Here is a 16,331-nt window from a genome sequence, read left to right as displayed (position 1 = left end):
CGTCATGGCTTGTCCACCGGCCCCATCGGCAACGCGAGCTCGAAGATCGCCCCGCCCTCGTCACGGTTGTAGAGACGCAGCGTGCCGCCATGGATGTCGGCGACCCACTTGACGACGGCGAGGCCGATCCCGGTCGATCCCCCGCCACTGACGAAACGTTCGAACAATTCCGCCGCCCCCTCCGGATCGACGCCGGGCCCGCGGTCGGCGATGATCACCCTGCCGTCGAGCACGGTGACCTGGATGTCGGCCTCCTCGCCGGGCGCGCGGCCGTGGTTCACCGCGTTCCCGATCAGGTTCGCGACCGCGCGCCGCAGCAACGTGGCGTCGCCCTCGACGCGGGTCGGCACGGAGGTGACCGAGATCCGCGCGCCGTCGGCGGGCATGTCCTCGACGACCATCTCGACCAGCTGATCGAGCATCAACGGCTCCATGGCCGGTTTCTCGACCCCGGCGGTCATCCGGGCACGGCTCGGCCAGAGATCGATGATGTCGCCCATCATCGAGGCGAGCCGGATGGTCCTCGGCAACATCTCGGCCTGTGCGGCCGGGTTCCGCGACGCCGTCTCGGCCAGCGCCCGCAGGCCCGCCACCGGCGTCTTGAGGTCGTGCACGACGCCGTCGAGCAGCTGGGAAACCCCGTCCAGCAACGACTTCTGCTGTTCCAGCGCCGCGGTCGCCGGGCGCATGGCGCGTCCCGCGATGAAATATCCGGCCGCGCCGAGCCCGAGCACCAGGAGCACGCAGCCGCCGATCACCAGCAGCGTCCACTCGCCGTGCTGCTCGTCGACGACCTCGGCGTCGGCCACCACGACGACGGCGCCGACGATCTGCTGTGAAGTGTCCTTGATCGGATCGGCGGCGACGTAGACGGACCGGCCGGCGGCCGTCTTCTCGTAGCCGGTCTTCGAGAGGTTCGTGCCGGTGGCCTCGGTCGCGAGCCGGTTCAGCAGCGCGTCGTCGACGGGGACGCACTCGCGTTTGCCGCGGTAGGGCTCGAAGCGCGGGGCGGTGCCGGGGAGGACGGCGAACTGCGGGCACTGCTCGTTCACCGTGTCGGTGCCGATGTAGGCGGTGACGATCGCGCCGCCGTCCGCCGCGATCAGCCTGGCCAGCGTCGCGGAGACCTGGCGGACGTCGCTGTCGAGCCGCTGCCTGCCCTGATCGGCGTCCGCCTCGATCAGCAGCCACGCCAGGATCACCAGGCCGACCGCGTTCATCGCGGTGAACAGCAGCGTCAGCAGACCGCGGAGCCGTCGCAGCCGCCCGGTCGAGGTGTCGGTCGAAGTGTCGGTCACGAGAGCCGGAACCCGACTCCGCGCACCGTCTCCACCGGATCCGGCTCGCCCAGTTTGCGGCGCAGCCGTTTGACGACGGCGTCGACGACGTTGGCCGTGGGCTCGTTCTCGAGGTCCCAGCAGTGCTCGACGAGATCCGCCCGGGACACCGCCATCCCGGGTCGGGTCGCGAGGTATTCGAGGATCGCGAATTCACGGTTGCTCAAGGAGAGCAGCACGCCTCCGCGGCGGACCTCGCAGCGCGCGAAATCGACTTCGAGGTCGGCGTGGCGCAGCACCGGCGGCCTGCTGTCCCGGCGGCGGCACAGGTTCATCACGCGCGCCAGCAGCTCCGCCATCACGAAGGGTTTGACCAGGTAGTCGTCCCCGCCGTGTTCGAATCCCTCGATCCGGGCACTGCTCGAATCCAGCGCGGTCAGGAACAGCACCGGCACGGCCCAGCCCTGCCGCCTGCGCTCGTCGACGAAGCCGATGGCGTCACCATCGGGCAGCATCCGGTCGAAGACCGCGCAGTCGTGCGCTCCGGTCGCGTCGAGCGCCGCGGCCGCGGCCGCCAGCGAACCGGCGGCGTCCACGGTGAACGAGGCGGCGCGCAGCTCGGCGGACACCGCCAGCCGGATGTCCTCGTCGTCCTCGACGACCAGCACCCTCGCGTTCATCGGCATCCAATCCTCGCACCAGAGAGGGAGGTCATGGGGTCACCGTGGGAGATTAGCGCCCCGCGCTGCGCTGAACGGGCGATCACCCCGATACGGCCGTCCGGCGGCTCGGCTACCTTGGCCGTGTGCGGATCCTGGTCATCGAAGACGACGAAGCGCTCCGGTCGTCTGTGCACTCGTCCCTGCGTTCCGCCGGTTTCGCCGTCGACGCCGTCGGCGATCTCCGCCCCGCCGACGAGGCCCTGTTCGTCAACGCCTACGACTGTGTCGTGTTCGACCGGATGCTCCCCAGCGGCGACGCGCTGGACTACGTCGAGCGGAAACGGGGCACCGGATGGACGACCCCCGTGCTGTTCCTGACCGCGCTGGGCGATCCCGATCAGCGCGTCGCCGGTTTGCGGCGAGGCGGCGACGACTATCTCGAAAAGCCTTTCGCCATCGCGGAAATGGTGGCACGGGTGCGCAGCCTCTGCCGTCGTGGCCGGGTCCCGCTGCCGTCGGTGCTGCGGGCCGCGGACCTCGAACTCGACACCGGCCGGCACGAGGTCCGGCGCGACGGGGTCCTCCTGAGCCTGACCCGTACGGAATTCGCCGTGCTGCGCTGCCTGCTGGAGAACGCGGGCCGTCCGGTTTCCCGTGATCAGCTCATCAGGGCGGGCTGGGACGAGGTGGCCGATCCGACGTCCAACGTTCTCGACGTCCTGCTGACGAGCCTCCGGCGGAAACTGCTGAAGCCGCCGCTGATCACCACGGTGCCGAGGGCCGGTTACCGCATCGGCTGACCTCGCCGTCCGGACGTCATCGCCGCGCAACTCGTCACCTGTCTCCTGAGCCTGGGGTCGCCGGCCGCGAACCGTCTCGATGATGGCGGACGCCGGTTCATCGCCGGTTCATTCAGGCGGGGCGGGTCGCGAGCTAAGGCAGTGCCGCCCGTGTGACGTCGAGATCGGCGAGCAGGTCACCGTGTTCGTCGACGCGGTCGAGCACGTCGTCCGCGGTGAACACCAGCTGTGTCGCGCGGCGGCAGGCGCGGACTTCGTCCCAGGTGAGCGGGGTGGAGACGGTGGGGTGGTCGCGGCCGCGCAGCGAGTACGGGGCCACCGTGGTCTTGGCGGGGTTGTTCTGGGACCAGTCGATGAACACCCGCCCGGTCCGCTGGGCTTTGGCCATCACGGCGGTCACCCGGTCCGGCGTTTCCCGGGCCAGGCGTTGCGCGAGTTTCTTGGCATAGGCCGACGGCGCCGCGGGGTCGCCGGTGGTGATGGCGCAGTAGAGCTGCATGCCCTTCGAGCCGGACGTCTTCGCCAGCGGGGTCAACCCGTCCTCGGCCAGGGCGTCGTGCAGTCGCTCGGCGACGCGGCAGCAGTGCACGATCGAGGTGCCCGGCCCGGGGTCGAGATCGAACACCAGCCGGTCCGGCGGACGGCGGGCACCGTCGGCACCGACTGTCCATTGTGGAACGTGGAGTTCGAGGGCCGCCATGTTCGCCGCCCACACCACGGCCGCCAGTTCGCCCAGCAACGCATACGTGATCGGCTCCCCCGTGCCGCGGCTGCCGCTGCGCGCGATCCGGACGGTCGGCAGCCACGAGGGTGCGCCGTGCGGGACGTTCTTCTCGAAGAACTGTTCACCGCCGACGCCGTCGGGAAACCGGATGAACGTCACCGGGCGGCCCTCCAGATGCGGCAGCAGGACCGGCGCGATCCGGGAGTAGTAGTTGATGACCTCACCCTTGGTGAACCCGTCCGGGTACAGCACCTTGTCCAGATTGGACAGTGTCAGCCGCCGCTCCCCGGCCTGGACGGTGATCTTCGTTCCCCGCGCCGGTGGCGCCGCGGGCGGCTCCTCGATCGCCGGTTCGGCCTTCGCGTGGTCGCCCGTTCGAGGTTCGGCGACGGAAGGCACTTCCCGTCGCGGCGCCAGGACCTCGGCGGGGCGTTTGTCCTCGCGCAGCCCCCGCCACGAGGTGTGCCGCAGGCGGCCGGCGCCGCGGGTGAACTGCCGGAACACCACCTCGCCCACCAGCACCGGTTCCACCCAATGCGCCCGCGCGGTGTCGGCCCGGGGCGGCGCGACCGCGAACGGCTGCCGTTTCCGCTCCAGCGTGTCGAGCCTGCCCTGCAGGCGGCCGCGTTCGGCTTCGGTGAACCCGGTGCCGACGTCGCCGAGGTAGACCAGGTCACCGGTGTCCGGGTCGTGGGCGCCCAGCAGAAGCCCGCCCATCCTTCCGTGCAGACGCCCCTGTCCCGGCCGGTAACCGCAGACGATCACCTCGGTCGTCTGGATCAGCGGGTGTTTCGCCCAGGCGTCGCTACGGCGGCCCGGGGTGTAAGCGGCGGTGCGGAGCTTCGCGATCAGACCTTCGTGACCACTGGCCTTCACATGTTCTAGCAGATGCCGGGGAGTCCGGCGGTCGGCGGCGAGGTCGGTGAAGGTGAACCCCCGCACCACCTCGACCCGGAACGGGTCCGGCATCGGGAGTTGCGTCAGCCGACCGCGCCGCTCCTCATACGGCTCGCCCAGCAAGGAGACTCCCCCGAGCCGGAGCAGGTCGAAGGCCAGGAACCGGATCGGCACGTCCTCGAACGGCTCCTCACGGCGAACGGAACCGCGATGGGTCTGGTAGCGGCCGCGGCGCTCCTGCAGCATCCCGAAGTCGATCTGTCCCGCGTCGTTGTAGACGACGATCTCACCGTCCAGCACGGCGCTCCGCCCGTCCAAGGCCTCGGTGAGGACCCCGGCGAGACACGGGAACTCGTCGGTGAAGTCGATCCCGTTGCGACTGGTCAGGACCGTGGTGCCGTCGGCGGCGATCCTCATGCACGCCCGGTAGCCGTCGAGCTTGTACTCGTACGCCCACTCCGGCCCCTCACGCAGCCGGCCCCCGTCCGGCTTGGCCAGCATCGGTTCCACCCACTCAGGCGTACTCGCTTCCTCTCGGCCGCCTGCCGACTTCCGCGTCATCACGAGCTCCCGTCACCGAGCGGACCAGGGCGAACACACTCGTCCGACCGCCTGCGTCGACGGTAACCCGAACGGCCTAACAACGCTCGGTATCACCTCGTGGGGTTCCCGCGAGATCGTTTCGGCCTCGACGTACGGGGTACGGACAGAGGAGTCGTGGAGAGATCCGTGCCAGGGAGAAGCCGTGAACGGTCATGAAGCCGCCCCCGCCCCGCTGCCTGCCGAGGCCGAACCACCTCGGCGGGCCGTCGTCACCGGCTCCGATTCGGGGATCGGCCGCGCGGTGGCCATCGCCCTCGCCAAGGACGGTCTCGACGTCGGCATCACCTATCACTCCGACGCGGACGGCGCGGAAGCCACCGCCGCCGAGGTGCGCGAACACGGCGTGGCGGCGCACGTACGCCGGCTCGACCTGACGGAACTGCCCGGCGCGGCAAGTGTCATCGACGCCTTCGCCGAGGACCTGGGCGGAATCGACGTCCTGGTCAACTGCGCGGGAACGGGCAGCGCCGAACGGGCGATCGACATGCCCTACGACCGCTGGCGCCAGGTGCTGGACGTCGACCTCGACGGGGTGTTCCTCTGCGCCCAGCGCGCGGCGCGGCAGATGGTCGACGCCGCGCACGGCGGCCGGATCATCACCATCACCAGCGTCCACGAGCACGTTCCCCGCGTGGGCGCGGCGCCGTACTGCGCGGCGAAGGCGGGCGCGGGCGCGCTCACCCAGGTGCTGGCCTTGGAACTGGCGGAACACGGGATCACGGTGAACTCCGTCGCGCCCGGTGAGATCTCCACCCCGATGACCGGGCAGACCGACGCGGACCCTCGCGAGCAGGAACGGCCCGGTATCCCCCTCGGCCGGACCGGGCACGCCGACGAGGTCGCGGCGGCGGTGGCGTTCCTCGCGCGGCCCGCCGCCGGTTACATCACCGGCGCTTCACTCGTCGTGGACGGCGGCCTGATGTTGATGGGCGCCCAGGCGGGGACGGCCTACCCCGCTCACGACTGGCGCTCGCCGTGACCCGGTCAGGCACGGGATTCCAGGCCGATGTTCTCCGACGTCTCCGTACCGGTCACCCGAAGTGCCTGCCTGTGGGACCGGTCCGCGTGCGCGGCTTCACGTACTCCGGTGCAGGCGGACCGCGAGATCCGCCAGCGTTCGGTGGCACGTCTTGCCGGTGCGGCCCAGCGGAAGCTCGGGAAGGGTCACCAGGAATTCCGGCAGCTTCCGCACGGCGAGGCCGTTGGCGGTGAGGAACGCGGTCAGCTCGGGCAGCGTCGGCGAGTGGCCGTTCCGGGGCGCCACGCAGGCGCAGAGCCGTTCCCCCAGTTCGGCGTCCGGTACCGCGACACAGGCGACCTCCCTGATCGCGGGATGTTCGCCGAGCGTGCGCTCCACCTCCGCCGGGCTGATCGTGTACCCGCCGCGGATCACCACGCGTTTGCTCCGGCCGGTGACGTGGAGCCTGCCGCGCTCGTCGAAGCGGCCGTTGTCTCCGGTCCGCACCCAGCCGCCGTCGGGCCGGTACGCGGCGTCCAGTTCCGGCGCGGCGACGTAGCACAGTGGGGTCATCGGGCCCCGGGCGTGGATTTCGCCGTCGACGATCCGGATCTCGCATACCGCGGGGTCCGGTACGCCCACCCCGTTCTCCGGTTCCGTCGTATGACAGTTGACGCCGTCGGACGAACCGTAGACGTCGATCATCTCGACGCCGAACCGCTCACGGCACGCGGCCAGCGTCGAAGGAGGCAGTGTGTCGCCGCTAGACACGATGGCCGCGAGCCCGGTGGTGTCCACCGCGGCGGGATGGTCGGCCATCCGCCGCCACATCGCGGGTACGGCGAACACGTGGGCCGGGCGGTGTTCGGTGATCAGTCGCAGCGCCGCGCCCGCCTCGAAGCGGCGCGCCAGGATCAGCGTGCCGCCGACCCGGCACAGCGTCACCGGCACCCCGAACGAGCCGAAGCCCGACGTCGGCGAGACCAGGACGAGGTCGCGGGGAACCTTCGTGTCGCCGTGGACGGCACGGAGGTAGTTCGCCCGCCCGCCGGCGAAGGCGTTGTGCGAATAGGCGACCATCTTCGGCGCCGACTCCGAGCCGGACGACACCAGGATCCGTGCCGGGGCCTCCGGATGCGGACTGACGATGCGCGTCGCACGTCGCGATTCACCCGCCACCCGCCCGTTCTCGACGACGAACCGCACACGCGCGCGTTCGAGGAGGTCGTCCGAGCCCGGCGGCAACGGCAGCACGACGGCCCCGAGCGCGAGGACGGCCAGCTCCGCGACCACCGAGGCCCGCCCGGTGGGTTCCCGCACCCCGACGATCTCCGTGGAGCCGCATCCGGCGGCCGCCAAACGCGCTGCCAGCTCCCGCGCCGCGGCGTCCAAGCGCGCGTAATCGAGCGAGCCTTCGTCGTCGATCACCGCCGTACGAAGCGGATGCTCGTGCACCCGCTCGCCGAAAAGCGAGTACAGATCCCTGTCCGGACAGTGTCCACATCGGACCCATTCGCGGCGGAGCCCGGCGGGCACGAGATCACGCAGCACCACCCCGGTCGCGGAAACCCAGGTCATCACGTGAATTCCCACGGCGACGCGACGAGGACGCAGTCGTCGTGGATCAGCGCGCGGGAGAACCGGGGATCCACGGCGAGCGCGGTGAGGTCGTCGCACACCGGCACGGTCAACGGACGGTCACAGCGCCGCCGGGCACCCGCGTTGAGCCTGCTCGCCGCGGACAGGAGCGACGAGTCGACCCGCGTCGCGCCGCGCGCCAGTGCCGTCACGATGCCGTGCGCGCAGACCACCCCGCCGAACACGTCGACAATCGTCATCAGCGACGGCGAGACGCCGGCGTGGGCCTGCACGACGAAATCCGTGCCCACCGGCGGTTCCGGCCCCAGCTCGGCGCCCCAGCCCGACGCGTGCGCGTACAGGATCCCCGGCCGGGCACGCGCCAGGTCGAGCGCGCTCAACGACCACCGCCCGGCCTTTCCGGGCGCCCAGTTGTGCAGGAACACGTCGGCCCCGACGGCGAGGTCGAGCAAATGACCCCTGCCGTCCCGGGTGCTCAGGTCGATCTCGATGACCTCCTTGCCGTCGTTGAGCGCGCGGAATCTGGCCGACGCGTCACCGGCGATCGGCGGGACCCACCGCAGCGGATCCCCACCCGGCGGCTCGATCCGCAGCACCGTGGCGCCGAGCAGCCGCAGCAGGTGCCCGGCCAGCGGCCCCTGTACCCGGCGGCAGGATTCGAGCACCACCAGACCGGACAACGGCAGCGGCATCGACGGCCGGGCGGGCCGGTGCCCGCGGCCCAGCCCGCTCACCACGAACGCGGGCAGCCGGTCGAACCTCCGATCCGCCACCCTCACCAGCGTCATCCCGGTCCGGACTGCGATCCGCTCCACCGCCACGATCGGGCGTTTCGCGAGCGCGTCGAGCAGCGCCGGCGGCAGTGGGCAGGTCGCGGTCGCGAAGCGCTGCACGAAGGGCCGCCAGGCGGTGGAGATCACCCGGCCCTCGACACCGAGTTCCCGCCAGAACCGTTGCCACACCGCGGGATCGAGAGTCTCGATCTCGTAGGCGACGCCGTCGGCCGAGCGGAACGGCGGCCCACCGGGGAAGAAGTCCTCGGTATGGTCGTCTTCGGCCGTCGCCGCGGCCAGGTATTGGGAAACCGCCAGCAAAGCCGCCTGCGCCAGCGAAGTGGACACGCCGCGCAGCGGGATACCCCGGTCACGAGCGAGCCCTACCGCGACGCCGCCCAGTTCGGCGAGTTCCGCAGCGAGGATGGACGCGTAGTCGAGTCCGAGCGGGGTCGGCCTGCCGAAGCGCCGGCCGTGTACGTGCATGATCCCGCAGGCCGCCTGCACGTCGAGCTCGCCGGCCAGCGGCAGGCCGACCGGACCCGCGACGGTCACGGCGTCCACCTCGGTGATCATTCGGGACGCCTTCCCTGCACGGAGTACAGCACACACGACGAGGCCCGGAACCCCGGATCCGCCATGACCGCACGCACCTCGGCGAGTTCGCCGTCGGTCATCCCCGCGGCGAGCAACCGGTCGCGCAGATGATGGGTGTGGTGGATCAGCAGCCGCAGACCGGGCGAACCCGCCCGCCACGGGAAGATCAGGGGTACCGGGTCGACGTCGACCAGGCCCGCGTCGGCCATCGAGGCGGCGACCCGGCGGCCCCAGGTCCCGTCCCCGCCCGCGGTCTTGAACGTCCTTTCCTTGGCCGCCAGAAACTTCTCGTAGACACTCGCCGCGCGGGCGTCGGGGGCGAGCAGCACCGGACCGTAGGAGATGTCGAACTCGTCGATCTGCATCCAGCCGCCCGGTTTTAGCGCCCGCGCCAGCTTCCGGAGGACGGCCTCCCGCTCCGGCAGATGCTGCAGGACCAGGCGGGCGTGGACGAGGTCGAACTCGCCGCCCGGCAACGGATCGTGGACGACGTCGTGCCGGAGGACGGTCATTCCCGGCTCCGGCTCGATGTGATCGGGTTTGATGTCGGTCGCCAGCACCACCCCGGTCGGCGCCACCCTGGCGGCGAGCCACCGCGCGACGCCGCTGCCGCCCGCCCCGACTTCGAGGCAGGACCAGCCCTCTCGCACGCCGGTCTGCTCCAGCCGCGCGAAAGTGACCGGGTCGTACGCCTCGGAGAGGCACCGATGCTGCTCGGTCGCGTGATCGCTGTGGTTGTCGAAGACGTAGGCCGTGGTCACGTCCACCTTCCCGATCCGTTCGTGGCGGCCGTCCCGGTCAGCCGCTCCAGCAGTTCCAGCCGCCGCACCTTCCCGGTTCCGGTGCGCGGGACGTCGTCCCACGCGAGCGTCACCGGCTCCCCCATCGGCGGCAGATCGGCCACGGCGGCCCGCCACCGCGCCGGATCCAGTCCGGTGTCGGTCACGACGACCGGGATCGGCGCCCGTCCCGCCGCGGAAAGCACGACGCATTCGGCGATGGCCGGAAGCCGGTCCTCGATCGCGTCCTCCACCGAGAGACAGCTCAGCCCGGGGACGCTGTCGACCTCCCGGTCCAGCAACGTCACCGCGCCGGTCCGGCTCACCACGCCGAGATCACCGGTGTTCCACCACGATCCGTGCGCCTTGGCCGCCCAGCGGTCCTGTTCACCCACGTAGGCCACGCAGCGAGCCCGAGTGCGTGCCAGGAGAAGCCCCGGTGTGCCTCGCGGGACCGGCTCGATGGTCTCCGGATCGACGACCCGCAGCCTGGCGAGACCGGGCAGCGGCCTGCCGATGTCCCGCGTCGCCCGCACGGTGCGCCGGGTGAAGAACCGGAACGAGAGGGGGCCGGTTTCCGATTGTCCCCAGCCCTCCATCCACAGTGGACGGTTGTGGCGGGTGGCGTTCAGCATGGTCCTGATCACCGGTGGATGCACGGCGTCGTAGGTGCTGACGAACCGCCGCACCCGGTGGAACGGGTTCTCCGGTGAACGCGCGAGCGGCCGCCAGCGCACGAAGGTCGACGGGAGTGCCTCGATGACCGTCGGCCGATGCCGTCCGAACACCCGCTCCGCCGAAGCGGGATCGCTCACGATCACGATCTCCCGGGGAGCGAGGCACAGCGCCGACGCCGTCCAGCAGAAGGTCCGGCCGTGCGCGTAGGCGCTGGCGTTGCCCAGCACGTCGTCACGCCGGACGCCGAGGACGGGCCAGCGGATCGCCTCCGGCCGGGCCAGCCGGTCGATGATCGTCCGCGTCGTGTGGACCACCAGCTTCGGTGTCCCGGTCGTCCCCGACGTATGGCAGATGAGCAGCGGTTCGTCGGGGTGCCTCCGGTACGGCTCTGGCGGCGGGGCGGCGGCGAAACCGTCGATGGGCAGGACGCGGTCAGCGCGCGGCGACGGCCGGTCGGTGACCACGACCGCGGCGTCCAGCCGTTTCAGCAGGACTTCCAGCGTGTCGTCCGGCAGGTGCCCGGACAGCTTCGCCGCGACCGCCCCCAGCCGCGCGACGGCGCACGCCAGCAGGTCGTAGTCCCAGTGGTTCCGCTTGACGATGGCGACCCGGTCCCCCGGCCGCACACCGGCTTCGGACAGCCATCCCGCCGCGTCCCGCACCAGTTCCGCGAGCCCGGCGACCGAGTGGACGGTTCCGCGCTCGGGCGCGATGTCGAAGGGCCGGTCGAGGCGCACCGTCGTCCGCGTGCGCGCGCATTCGTCGAACAACGTTCCCATGTCGTGCGGTTTCATCCGGCTCGTTCCTCCTGGACGGGACACGCGATCCGCTCGGTCAGGCGCCGCGCGGCCCGGACGCCCGAGCGGACGGCCGCTTCGCTGCACGGGCTCAGGAACACCCAGTCGCCCGCGTAGTCGACGACGCCCCGGCCGAGCTCCGCCTCGAAGGCGGAACGCAAGGCGAGCGCACGCGGCGTCGCCTCGGGCGCCGCGTGCCGCACCCGCCGGACGAGTGCGCGGCGGGTCGCCGCCCGCAGCCCGGGGACGAGACGCTCGGCCGCGCCGGTCAAGCGGGTCACGACGTCCTCGTCGGTGGCGGCCAGCAGTTCGGGCACCGCGTGTGGATGGGCCATGACCGTGACCAGGCCGCGGCCCGCGGGCGCGCGGCCGGGATGCTTCAGATGGTCGAAGATGATCGTGGCCACCGTGCCGTTCTCCGCGGTCGGCACGATCACGGCGTAATCGGGACCGCCGAGCGGGCGATCGAGCAGCAGATGCGCCTTGACCACCGGCGTGAACGAGCAGGCGGCGAGGAAGGCCGACCCGTGTCCCGGGTGCAGCTCGGCCGCGACGGGGGCGGGCACGGCCAGCACCACGGCCTTCGCGCTGATTTCGCGGGTACCGCTGATGATCCGCGCCACCGGCCCGTCGTCGACGACCTGGTCGACGCGGAAACCCGTGCTGACGTCGGCCTTCTCGGCGAGGGCGCGGGCGAAGGTGTCCATTCCGTCGCGGTACGCCCGCCACGTCGGCGGCGGGCCGACCGAGGTGAGCAGGGCGAGCAGGGGCGCGGCCGCCGAACGCGCCGGATCCCAGCCGAAGAAACCGGAGACGACCGGCTGCAGCAGGTAGTTCAGCAGATCCGGGTGGTGCGGCGCGGCGAAATCCGCGACGGTCCGGCCGCCCAGCCGCGAGATCTCCGGCCGTTCGGTGTCGAACTCGCCCCGCATCGCCCGCACCCCGGCCAGCCGGGCCCGCAGGGACAACCCCGCACCGGTGAGCAGTCCCCTGGTCTCGGCGACGCCGGACCGGGCCCTGCCTCGCCACATCGCGATGCCGCGGCCGATCCGGGGCGCGGCGTCGCCGCCGATGCCGAGCTCCGCGAGCAGCCGCCAGGTCTCCCGATAACCCCGCTCGGCCATCTGCTCGGCGCAGGTGTCGATCAGGAAGCCGTCCTCGCGCAGCGTCGTCATCCGGCCGCCGACCACGCCGGCCGCTTCGAACACCCGCACTTCGCGCCCGGCCTTGCCGAGCTCGTACGCGGTGGTGAGCCCGGCGACGCCGGCGCCGACCACCGCCACCTCGATGTCGGTCACGCGATCACGACCAGGTTCACCACGACCAGGCTCAGCACGGTGATCCGGTGGATGTGGATACCGAGCTTCCTGGCCCGCATGATGTCGCCCCGAACGAACCCGAGCCAGAGCTGCCGGACGCGCGACACGAGGGTCGGGAGCAACGCGAGGGGGAACCACCACGGGCCACCGAGCGCGGGCACGGCGAAGATCAGGGCGAACTCCGCCGCCGACACGGCGACCACGAAGTACAGGTTGCCCCGCGGCGAGGTCAGCGCCGCGACCGTCGGCCTGCCGACCCGCCGGTCGCCGTCGACGTCGTTGGTGTTGGAGTACACGCCGAACAGCAGCGGTCCCAGCCCGAAGAGCAACGCCTGCGCGAGCACGAAACCGGTGAACTCGCCGGACGCGAGGCCGTACGGCGCCAGCACCAGCGCCCAGCCGAGCGCCGCGATGAAGAACTCCTGGAAGCCGTGGTAGCTGAGCTTCACGCCCCAGGAGTACTGCAGTGAGAAGAAGTAGGTCACCGCGATCAACACTACAGTCCACAAAGGACGGTGTGGTGCGATCGCGATGGCCGTCAGCCACAGCGCGGCGCCGACGACGGCCGTCGCCCACGCGAACCGGAGCACCTGGCCCTCGTCGAGGGTGCCGGCCACCAGCGGCTTGCGATACCGCTTGCGCTTCGGGTCGTCCGGCGAATAGTTCGTGATGTCGCTGCCGTCCCGGTACCCCGTGAGGTCGTCGAGGGCGACCATCGCCGCGATCACGAACACCTCGCCGAGCAGGAACACCCCGACCGACGCCAGGACACCGCCGTCGAACCTCGCCGCCGGCGCGAGCAGTGTCCACACCACGACCACGCCGAGGTAGTAGTCGACGATGTCGAGTTTCGCGAGCCGGAAATACGCCTTGCCGCGCGTGGCGGCCAGTGTCGCGGTCATCGCCCGTCCAACGCGATCAGCGCGGCGAAGGACCGGTCGCCGCCGTAATGCAGGTCGTGCCGTTCGAGCAGGCGGGCGCCGGGGAGCAGCGCCAGGTACTCCTCGACGGTCCGCAACCGCGAGAACCTGCCGACGGGGATGTCCGCCTCCTCGTACTCCACGAGCACGAGATGACGGGCCGCCCCGGCGATCGACCGGCACGCTTCGGCGATCTCGTCGTCGTCCAGTACGTGCATCAGCACCCACACGCAGACGGCGACGTCGAACCGCCTGTCCTGCCACGGCAGCCGCTGGACCGTCGTGCGCACGAAGTCCACAGTGGACAGATGTGCGCAGTTCTCCCTCGCCAGGGCGAGCATGCGCGGGGTCATGTCGATCGCCGTCACCGAACGGGCGTGCGCCGCGATCGCCGGGGTGATCCGGCCCATCCCGCAGCCGATCTCCAGCGCGGCACCGACGTCGCCCAGTGAACGCAGGAGACGGGTGACGAGCCGGATGGTGCGGGCGGTCGTCTCGGCCGCGAGTTCGGCGGGCTGCGAGGCGCGCATGACACGGGACAGACCGGCGCGCTCCGCCCGCCTGTGCCACTCCTCGGCGACCTCGCTCGGCGCGGGCGTGCTGGTGATCTGCTGCATCACGGCTCCTTCGCGAACTCGCACACCGCGTCGGCGATGTGTTCCACCTGCTCGTCCGTCAGATGGGGGTAGATGGGGATGGCGAGAGTGCGCCGCGCGGCCAGCTCCGCCGCGGGCCAGGTGTCCGACGGCTTGGTGAACCGCGCGAACGCGGGTTGCCGTGGCAGCGGGGCCGGGTAGTAGACGTGCGAGCCGATCCCCCGCGCCGCCAGGTACGCGCGGAGTTCGTCCCGGCGCTCGGCGAGCAGCGAATAGACGTAGTAGCACCGTCCGTCCTTCGCCGGAGGCGGCGCCAGCACCCCGCAACCCGCCAGATCGGCGAAGCGTTCGGTGTAGTACTCCCCGATCCGGGCCCGGCGCGCGAGCCGCCCGGGAAGGCCGGGGAACCGGTACAGCTGGAACGCGGCCATGATCTCGTCGAACCGGCTGTTGTAGCCGACGCGGTGGTAAAGGAACCGGTTCTTGCCGTCCTGGCCGTGATTGCGCAGCATCCGCACCGCCGTGGCGAGTTCCGGATCGTCGGTCACGACCATGCCGCCCTCACCCGGCATCCCGAACGTCTTCACCTGGACGAACGAGTACACCCCCGCGTCGCCCCATCTCCCGGCCGGCGTGCCCGCGAGGGTTCCTCCTTGCGCGACGGCGGAATCCTCCAGCAGCCGCACCCCCGCCGCCGTCGCGATCCGGCGCAGCGCGGGCATGTCCGCCATGACCGAGAACATATGCGCCGGCATGATCACCTTGGTCCGCGAAGTGACCAGGCTTGCGACCGCTTCGGGATCGACGACCATGGACCACGGGTCGATGTCGGCGAACACCGGCGTCGCGCCGAGCAGAGCGGGCGCGGCCGCGAGCGGCGCGCAGCCGAACGCGGGCACGATCACCTCGTCCCCGGCGCCGACGTCCATCGCGCGCAGCACCAGCGTCAGCGCCGAAGTCCCGCTGCCGCAAGCGATCGCGTCGGCCGCGCCGACCGAGTCACGGATCGCCGCCTCGAAGCGGGCCACATGGTCGCCGAGGATGAATTTCTGCTCCGGTGCGACGCCGACGCGGCGGACGATGTCCAGCAGTTCGGCGCGGTCTCCGTCGAAGAGATCGGGCGGGAAGAACGGCAGTGTCATCCACGCCGCCCGCGGTAGAACGCGCGGATCGAGTCGCAGACGCGATCACAATCCCCGGTGGACATGTCCGGGTACAGCGGGAGCGCGAGGGTGCGGCGGCAGGCGTTCTCGGCGTTCGGGAACTCGCCCTTCCGATGGCCGAGCGCGGCGAAGCAGGGCTGCAGAGGCAGCGGCGCCGGGTAGTAGATCTCGGTCTGCACGCCATCCGCGGACAGATGCGCCGCCAAGTCGTCGCGCGCGTCGACCTCCACCACGTAGACGTAGAACACGCTGTCCGGCCCAGCCGACGGCAGCTTGCGCACCCCTTCCACGCCCGCGAGCGCCGCCGCGTACCGGGCGGCCAGTTCCGCGCGGCGAACGATGTCGAGGTCCAGCCTGGTGAGCTTCGCGAGGAGAACGGCGGCCTGGATGTCGTCCATCTTGCTGTTCACGCCGGGCAGGCCGGTCGCCGTGGAGATGGCGGGGAAGTCGGCGATCGTGCCGCCGAACCGGCCGTGGTGGCGAAGCGCGTCGACGGTCTCGGCGATCCGCCGGTCGTCGGTGAGGACCGCGCCCGCGTCGCCGAGCGCGCCCAGTGTCTTGGTCGGGAAGAACGACAGCACCCCGCCCGCGCCGAACAGCCCGGCGTGCCTGCCGCGAAGGCGCATGCCGATGGCCTCCGCGCTGTCCTCCACCACGGTGAGCCCGAGCCGCCGGGCCACGCCGAGGACGCCGTCGATGTCCGCGAGTCGCGAGAACAGATGCGTCGGCATGACGAAGCGGGTGCGCTCCCCCGCGACGTCCGCCACCGCGGCGGGGTCGATGCCGTACCCGTCCGGCTCGATGTCGGCGAAGACCGGACGGCCGCCCGCGAGCACGACCGAGGTGGCCGACGCGCCGAAGGAGAAGGCCGGGACGACCACTTCGTCGCCCGGCCGCAGGCCCGCCGCTCGCAGCAGAAGGACCAACGCGTCCGTTCCGCTGTTGACCCCGATGACGAACTTCGCGCCGGTGTAACCGGCCAGCGCGGTTTCCAGCTCGGCCACCTTGCGGCCGTGCGAATACTTGCCATTTTCGAACACGTCGAGAATATGTCGTCTGGCACTGGGCCACGTTCGCTCGAATGTGCTCGATTGGTTGAAAAATGACACCGACAGCGTACCCACCTCCGGTGGCGTTGAGACCCGTTCCTGAGCGTAGGTCAGCAAAACCGGGCCCCCGGGAGGTTCGC

Annotated in this window: 14 protein-coding genes; 2 read left to right on the top strand and 12 right to left on the bottom strand. The window is 71.2% G+C overall.

The features are described from left to right. Window positions 1-2 precede the first annotated feature (2 nt). Window positions 3-1,298 (bottom strand): sensor histidine kinase, encoded by a 1,296-nt coding sequence (locus tag H4W30_RS02840; protein WP_318780515.1) that lies wholly within the window; start codon window positions 1,296-1,298, stop codon window positions 3-5. Beyond that, a complete protein-coding gene (locus H4W30_RS02835; RefSeq protein WP_378233722.1) occupies window positions 1,295-1,963 on the bottom strand; it encodes a response regulator transcription factor in 669 nt (222 codons plus the stop codon). Before H4W30_RS02835 ends, H4W30_RS02840 begins: the two co-directional genes overlap by 4 nt. A gap of 119 nt (window positions 1,964-2,082) precedes the next feature. On the opposite strand from H4W30_RS02835, the gene H4W30_RS02830 reads away from it, so the two are divergent. After that, window positions 2,083-2,739, top strand: a complete 657-nt coding sequence (locus H4W30_RS02830; protein WP_192741343.1) for a response regulator transcription factor — start codon at window positions 2,083-2,085, stop codon at window positions 2,737-2,739. Window positions 2,740-2,872: 133 nt separating this feature from the next. Here H4W30_RS02830 and ligD read toward each other — a convergent pair whose 3' ends face one another. Further along, the gene (ligD, locus tag H4W30_RS02825) at window positions 2,873-4,861 is read right to left on the bottom strand and encodes a DNA ligase D (RefSeq protein ID WP_378233849.1); all 1,989 of its coding nucleotides are present in this window, start codon (window positions 4,859-4,861) and stop codon (window positions 2,873-2,875) included. Window positions 4,862-5,105: 244 nt separating this feature from the next. On the opposite strand from ligD, the gene H4W30_RS02820 reads away from it, so the two are divergent. Then, complete coding sequence (locus H4W30_RS02820) at window positions 5,106-5,942, top strand: SDR family oxidoreductase (protein ID WP_192741341.1); 837 nt, start codon at window positions 5,106-5,108, stop codon at window positions 5,940-5,942. Between the two features lie 96 nt (window positions 5,943-6,038). On the opposite strand, the gene H4W30_RS02815 is transcribed toward H4W30_RS02820, so the two are convergent. From H4W30_RS02815 to H4W30_RS02775, 9 genes are read right to left on the bottom strand one after another with little or no spacing between them, the layout of a single operon-like run. Continuing rightward, window positions 6,039-7,499, bottom strand: coding sequence for a class I adenylate-forming enzyme family protein (locus H4W30_RS02815; RefSeq protein WP_192741340.1), 1,461 nt, complete (start codon window positions 7,497-7,499; stop codon window positions 6,039-6,041). Then, on the bottom strand, window positions 7,499-8,869 hold the full coding sequence (locus H4W30_RS02810) for a CoA transferase (RefSeq protein WP_192741339.1): 1,371 nt from the start codon (window positions 8,867-8,869) through the stop codon (window positions 7,499-7,501). The genes H4W30_RS02815 and H4W30_RS02810 overlap by 1 nt, the downstream gene beginning before the upstream one ends. Continuing rightward, window positions 8,866-9,657 (bottom strand): class I SAM-dependent methyltransferase, encoded by a 792-nt coding sequence (locus tag H4W30_RS02805; RefSeq protein ID WP_192741338.1) that lies wholly within the window; start codon window positions 9,655-9,657, stop codon window positions 8,866-8,868. Before H4W30_RS02805 ends, H4W30_RS02810 begins: the two co-directional genes overlap by 4 nt. Continuing rightward, entirely contained in the window at window positions 9,648-11,141 is a 1,494-nt protein-coding gene (locus H4W30_RS02800) for a class I adenylate-forming enzyme family protein (RefSeq protein WP_192741337.1), read from the bottom strand. The genes H4W30_RS02805 and H4W30_RS02800 overlap by 10 nt, the downstream gene beginning before the upstream one ends. Further along, window positions 11,138-12,442, bottom strand: a complete 1,305-nt coding sequence (locus H4W30_RS02795; RefSeq protein ID WP_192741336.1) for a protoporphyrinogen/coproporphyrinogen oxidase — start codon at window positions 12,440-12,442, stop codon at window positions 11,138-11,140. The genes H4W30_RS02800 and H4W30_RS02795 overlap by 4 nt, the downstream gene beginning before the upstream one ends. Next, entirely contained in the window at window positions 12,439-13,365 is a 927-nt protein-coding gene (locus tag H4W30_RS02790; RefSeq protein ID WP_192741335.1) for a UbiA family prenyltransferase, read from the bottom strand. The genes H4W30_RS02795 and H4W30_RS02790 overlap by 4 nt, the downstream gene beginning before the upstream one ends. Next, window positions 13,362-14,000, bottom strand: a complete 639-nt coding sequence (locus tag H4W30_RS02785; protein ID WP_192741334.1) for a class I SAM-dependent methyltransferase — start codon at window positions 13,998-14,000, stop codon at window positions 13,362-13,364. The genes H4W30_RS02790 and H4W30_RS02785 overlap by 4 nt, the downstream gene beginning before the upstream one ends. Then, the gene (locus H4W30_RS02780) at window positions 14,000-15,121 is read right to left on the bottom strand and encodes a DegT/DnrJ/EryC1/StrS family aminotransferase (protein WP_192741333.1); all 1,122 of its coding nucleotides are present in this window, start codon (window positions 15,119-15,121) and stop codon (window positions 14,000-14,002) included. Before H4W30_RS02780 ends, H4W30_RS02785 begins: the two co-directional genes overlap by 1 nt. Further along, complete coding sequence (locus H4W30_RS02775) at window positions 15,118-16,182, bottom strand: DegT/DnrJ/EryC1/StrS family aminotransferase (RefSeq protein ID WP_378233716.1); 1,065 nt, start codon at window positions 16,180-16,182, stop codon at window positions 15,118-15,120. Before H4W30_RS02775 ends, H4W30_RS02780 begins: the two co-directional genes overlap by 4 nt. Window positions 16,183-16,331 lie beyond the last annotated feature (149 nt).

It is taken from the genome of Amycolatopsis roodepoortensis (genome assembly GCF_014873915.1).
GTDB lineage: Bacteria > Actinomycetota > Actinomycetes > Mycobacteriales > Pseudonocardiaceae > Amycolatopsis > Amycolatopsis roodepoortensis.
This window is presented reverse-complemented; position numbering and strand designations above follow the sequence as displayed.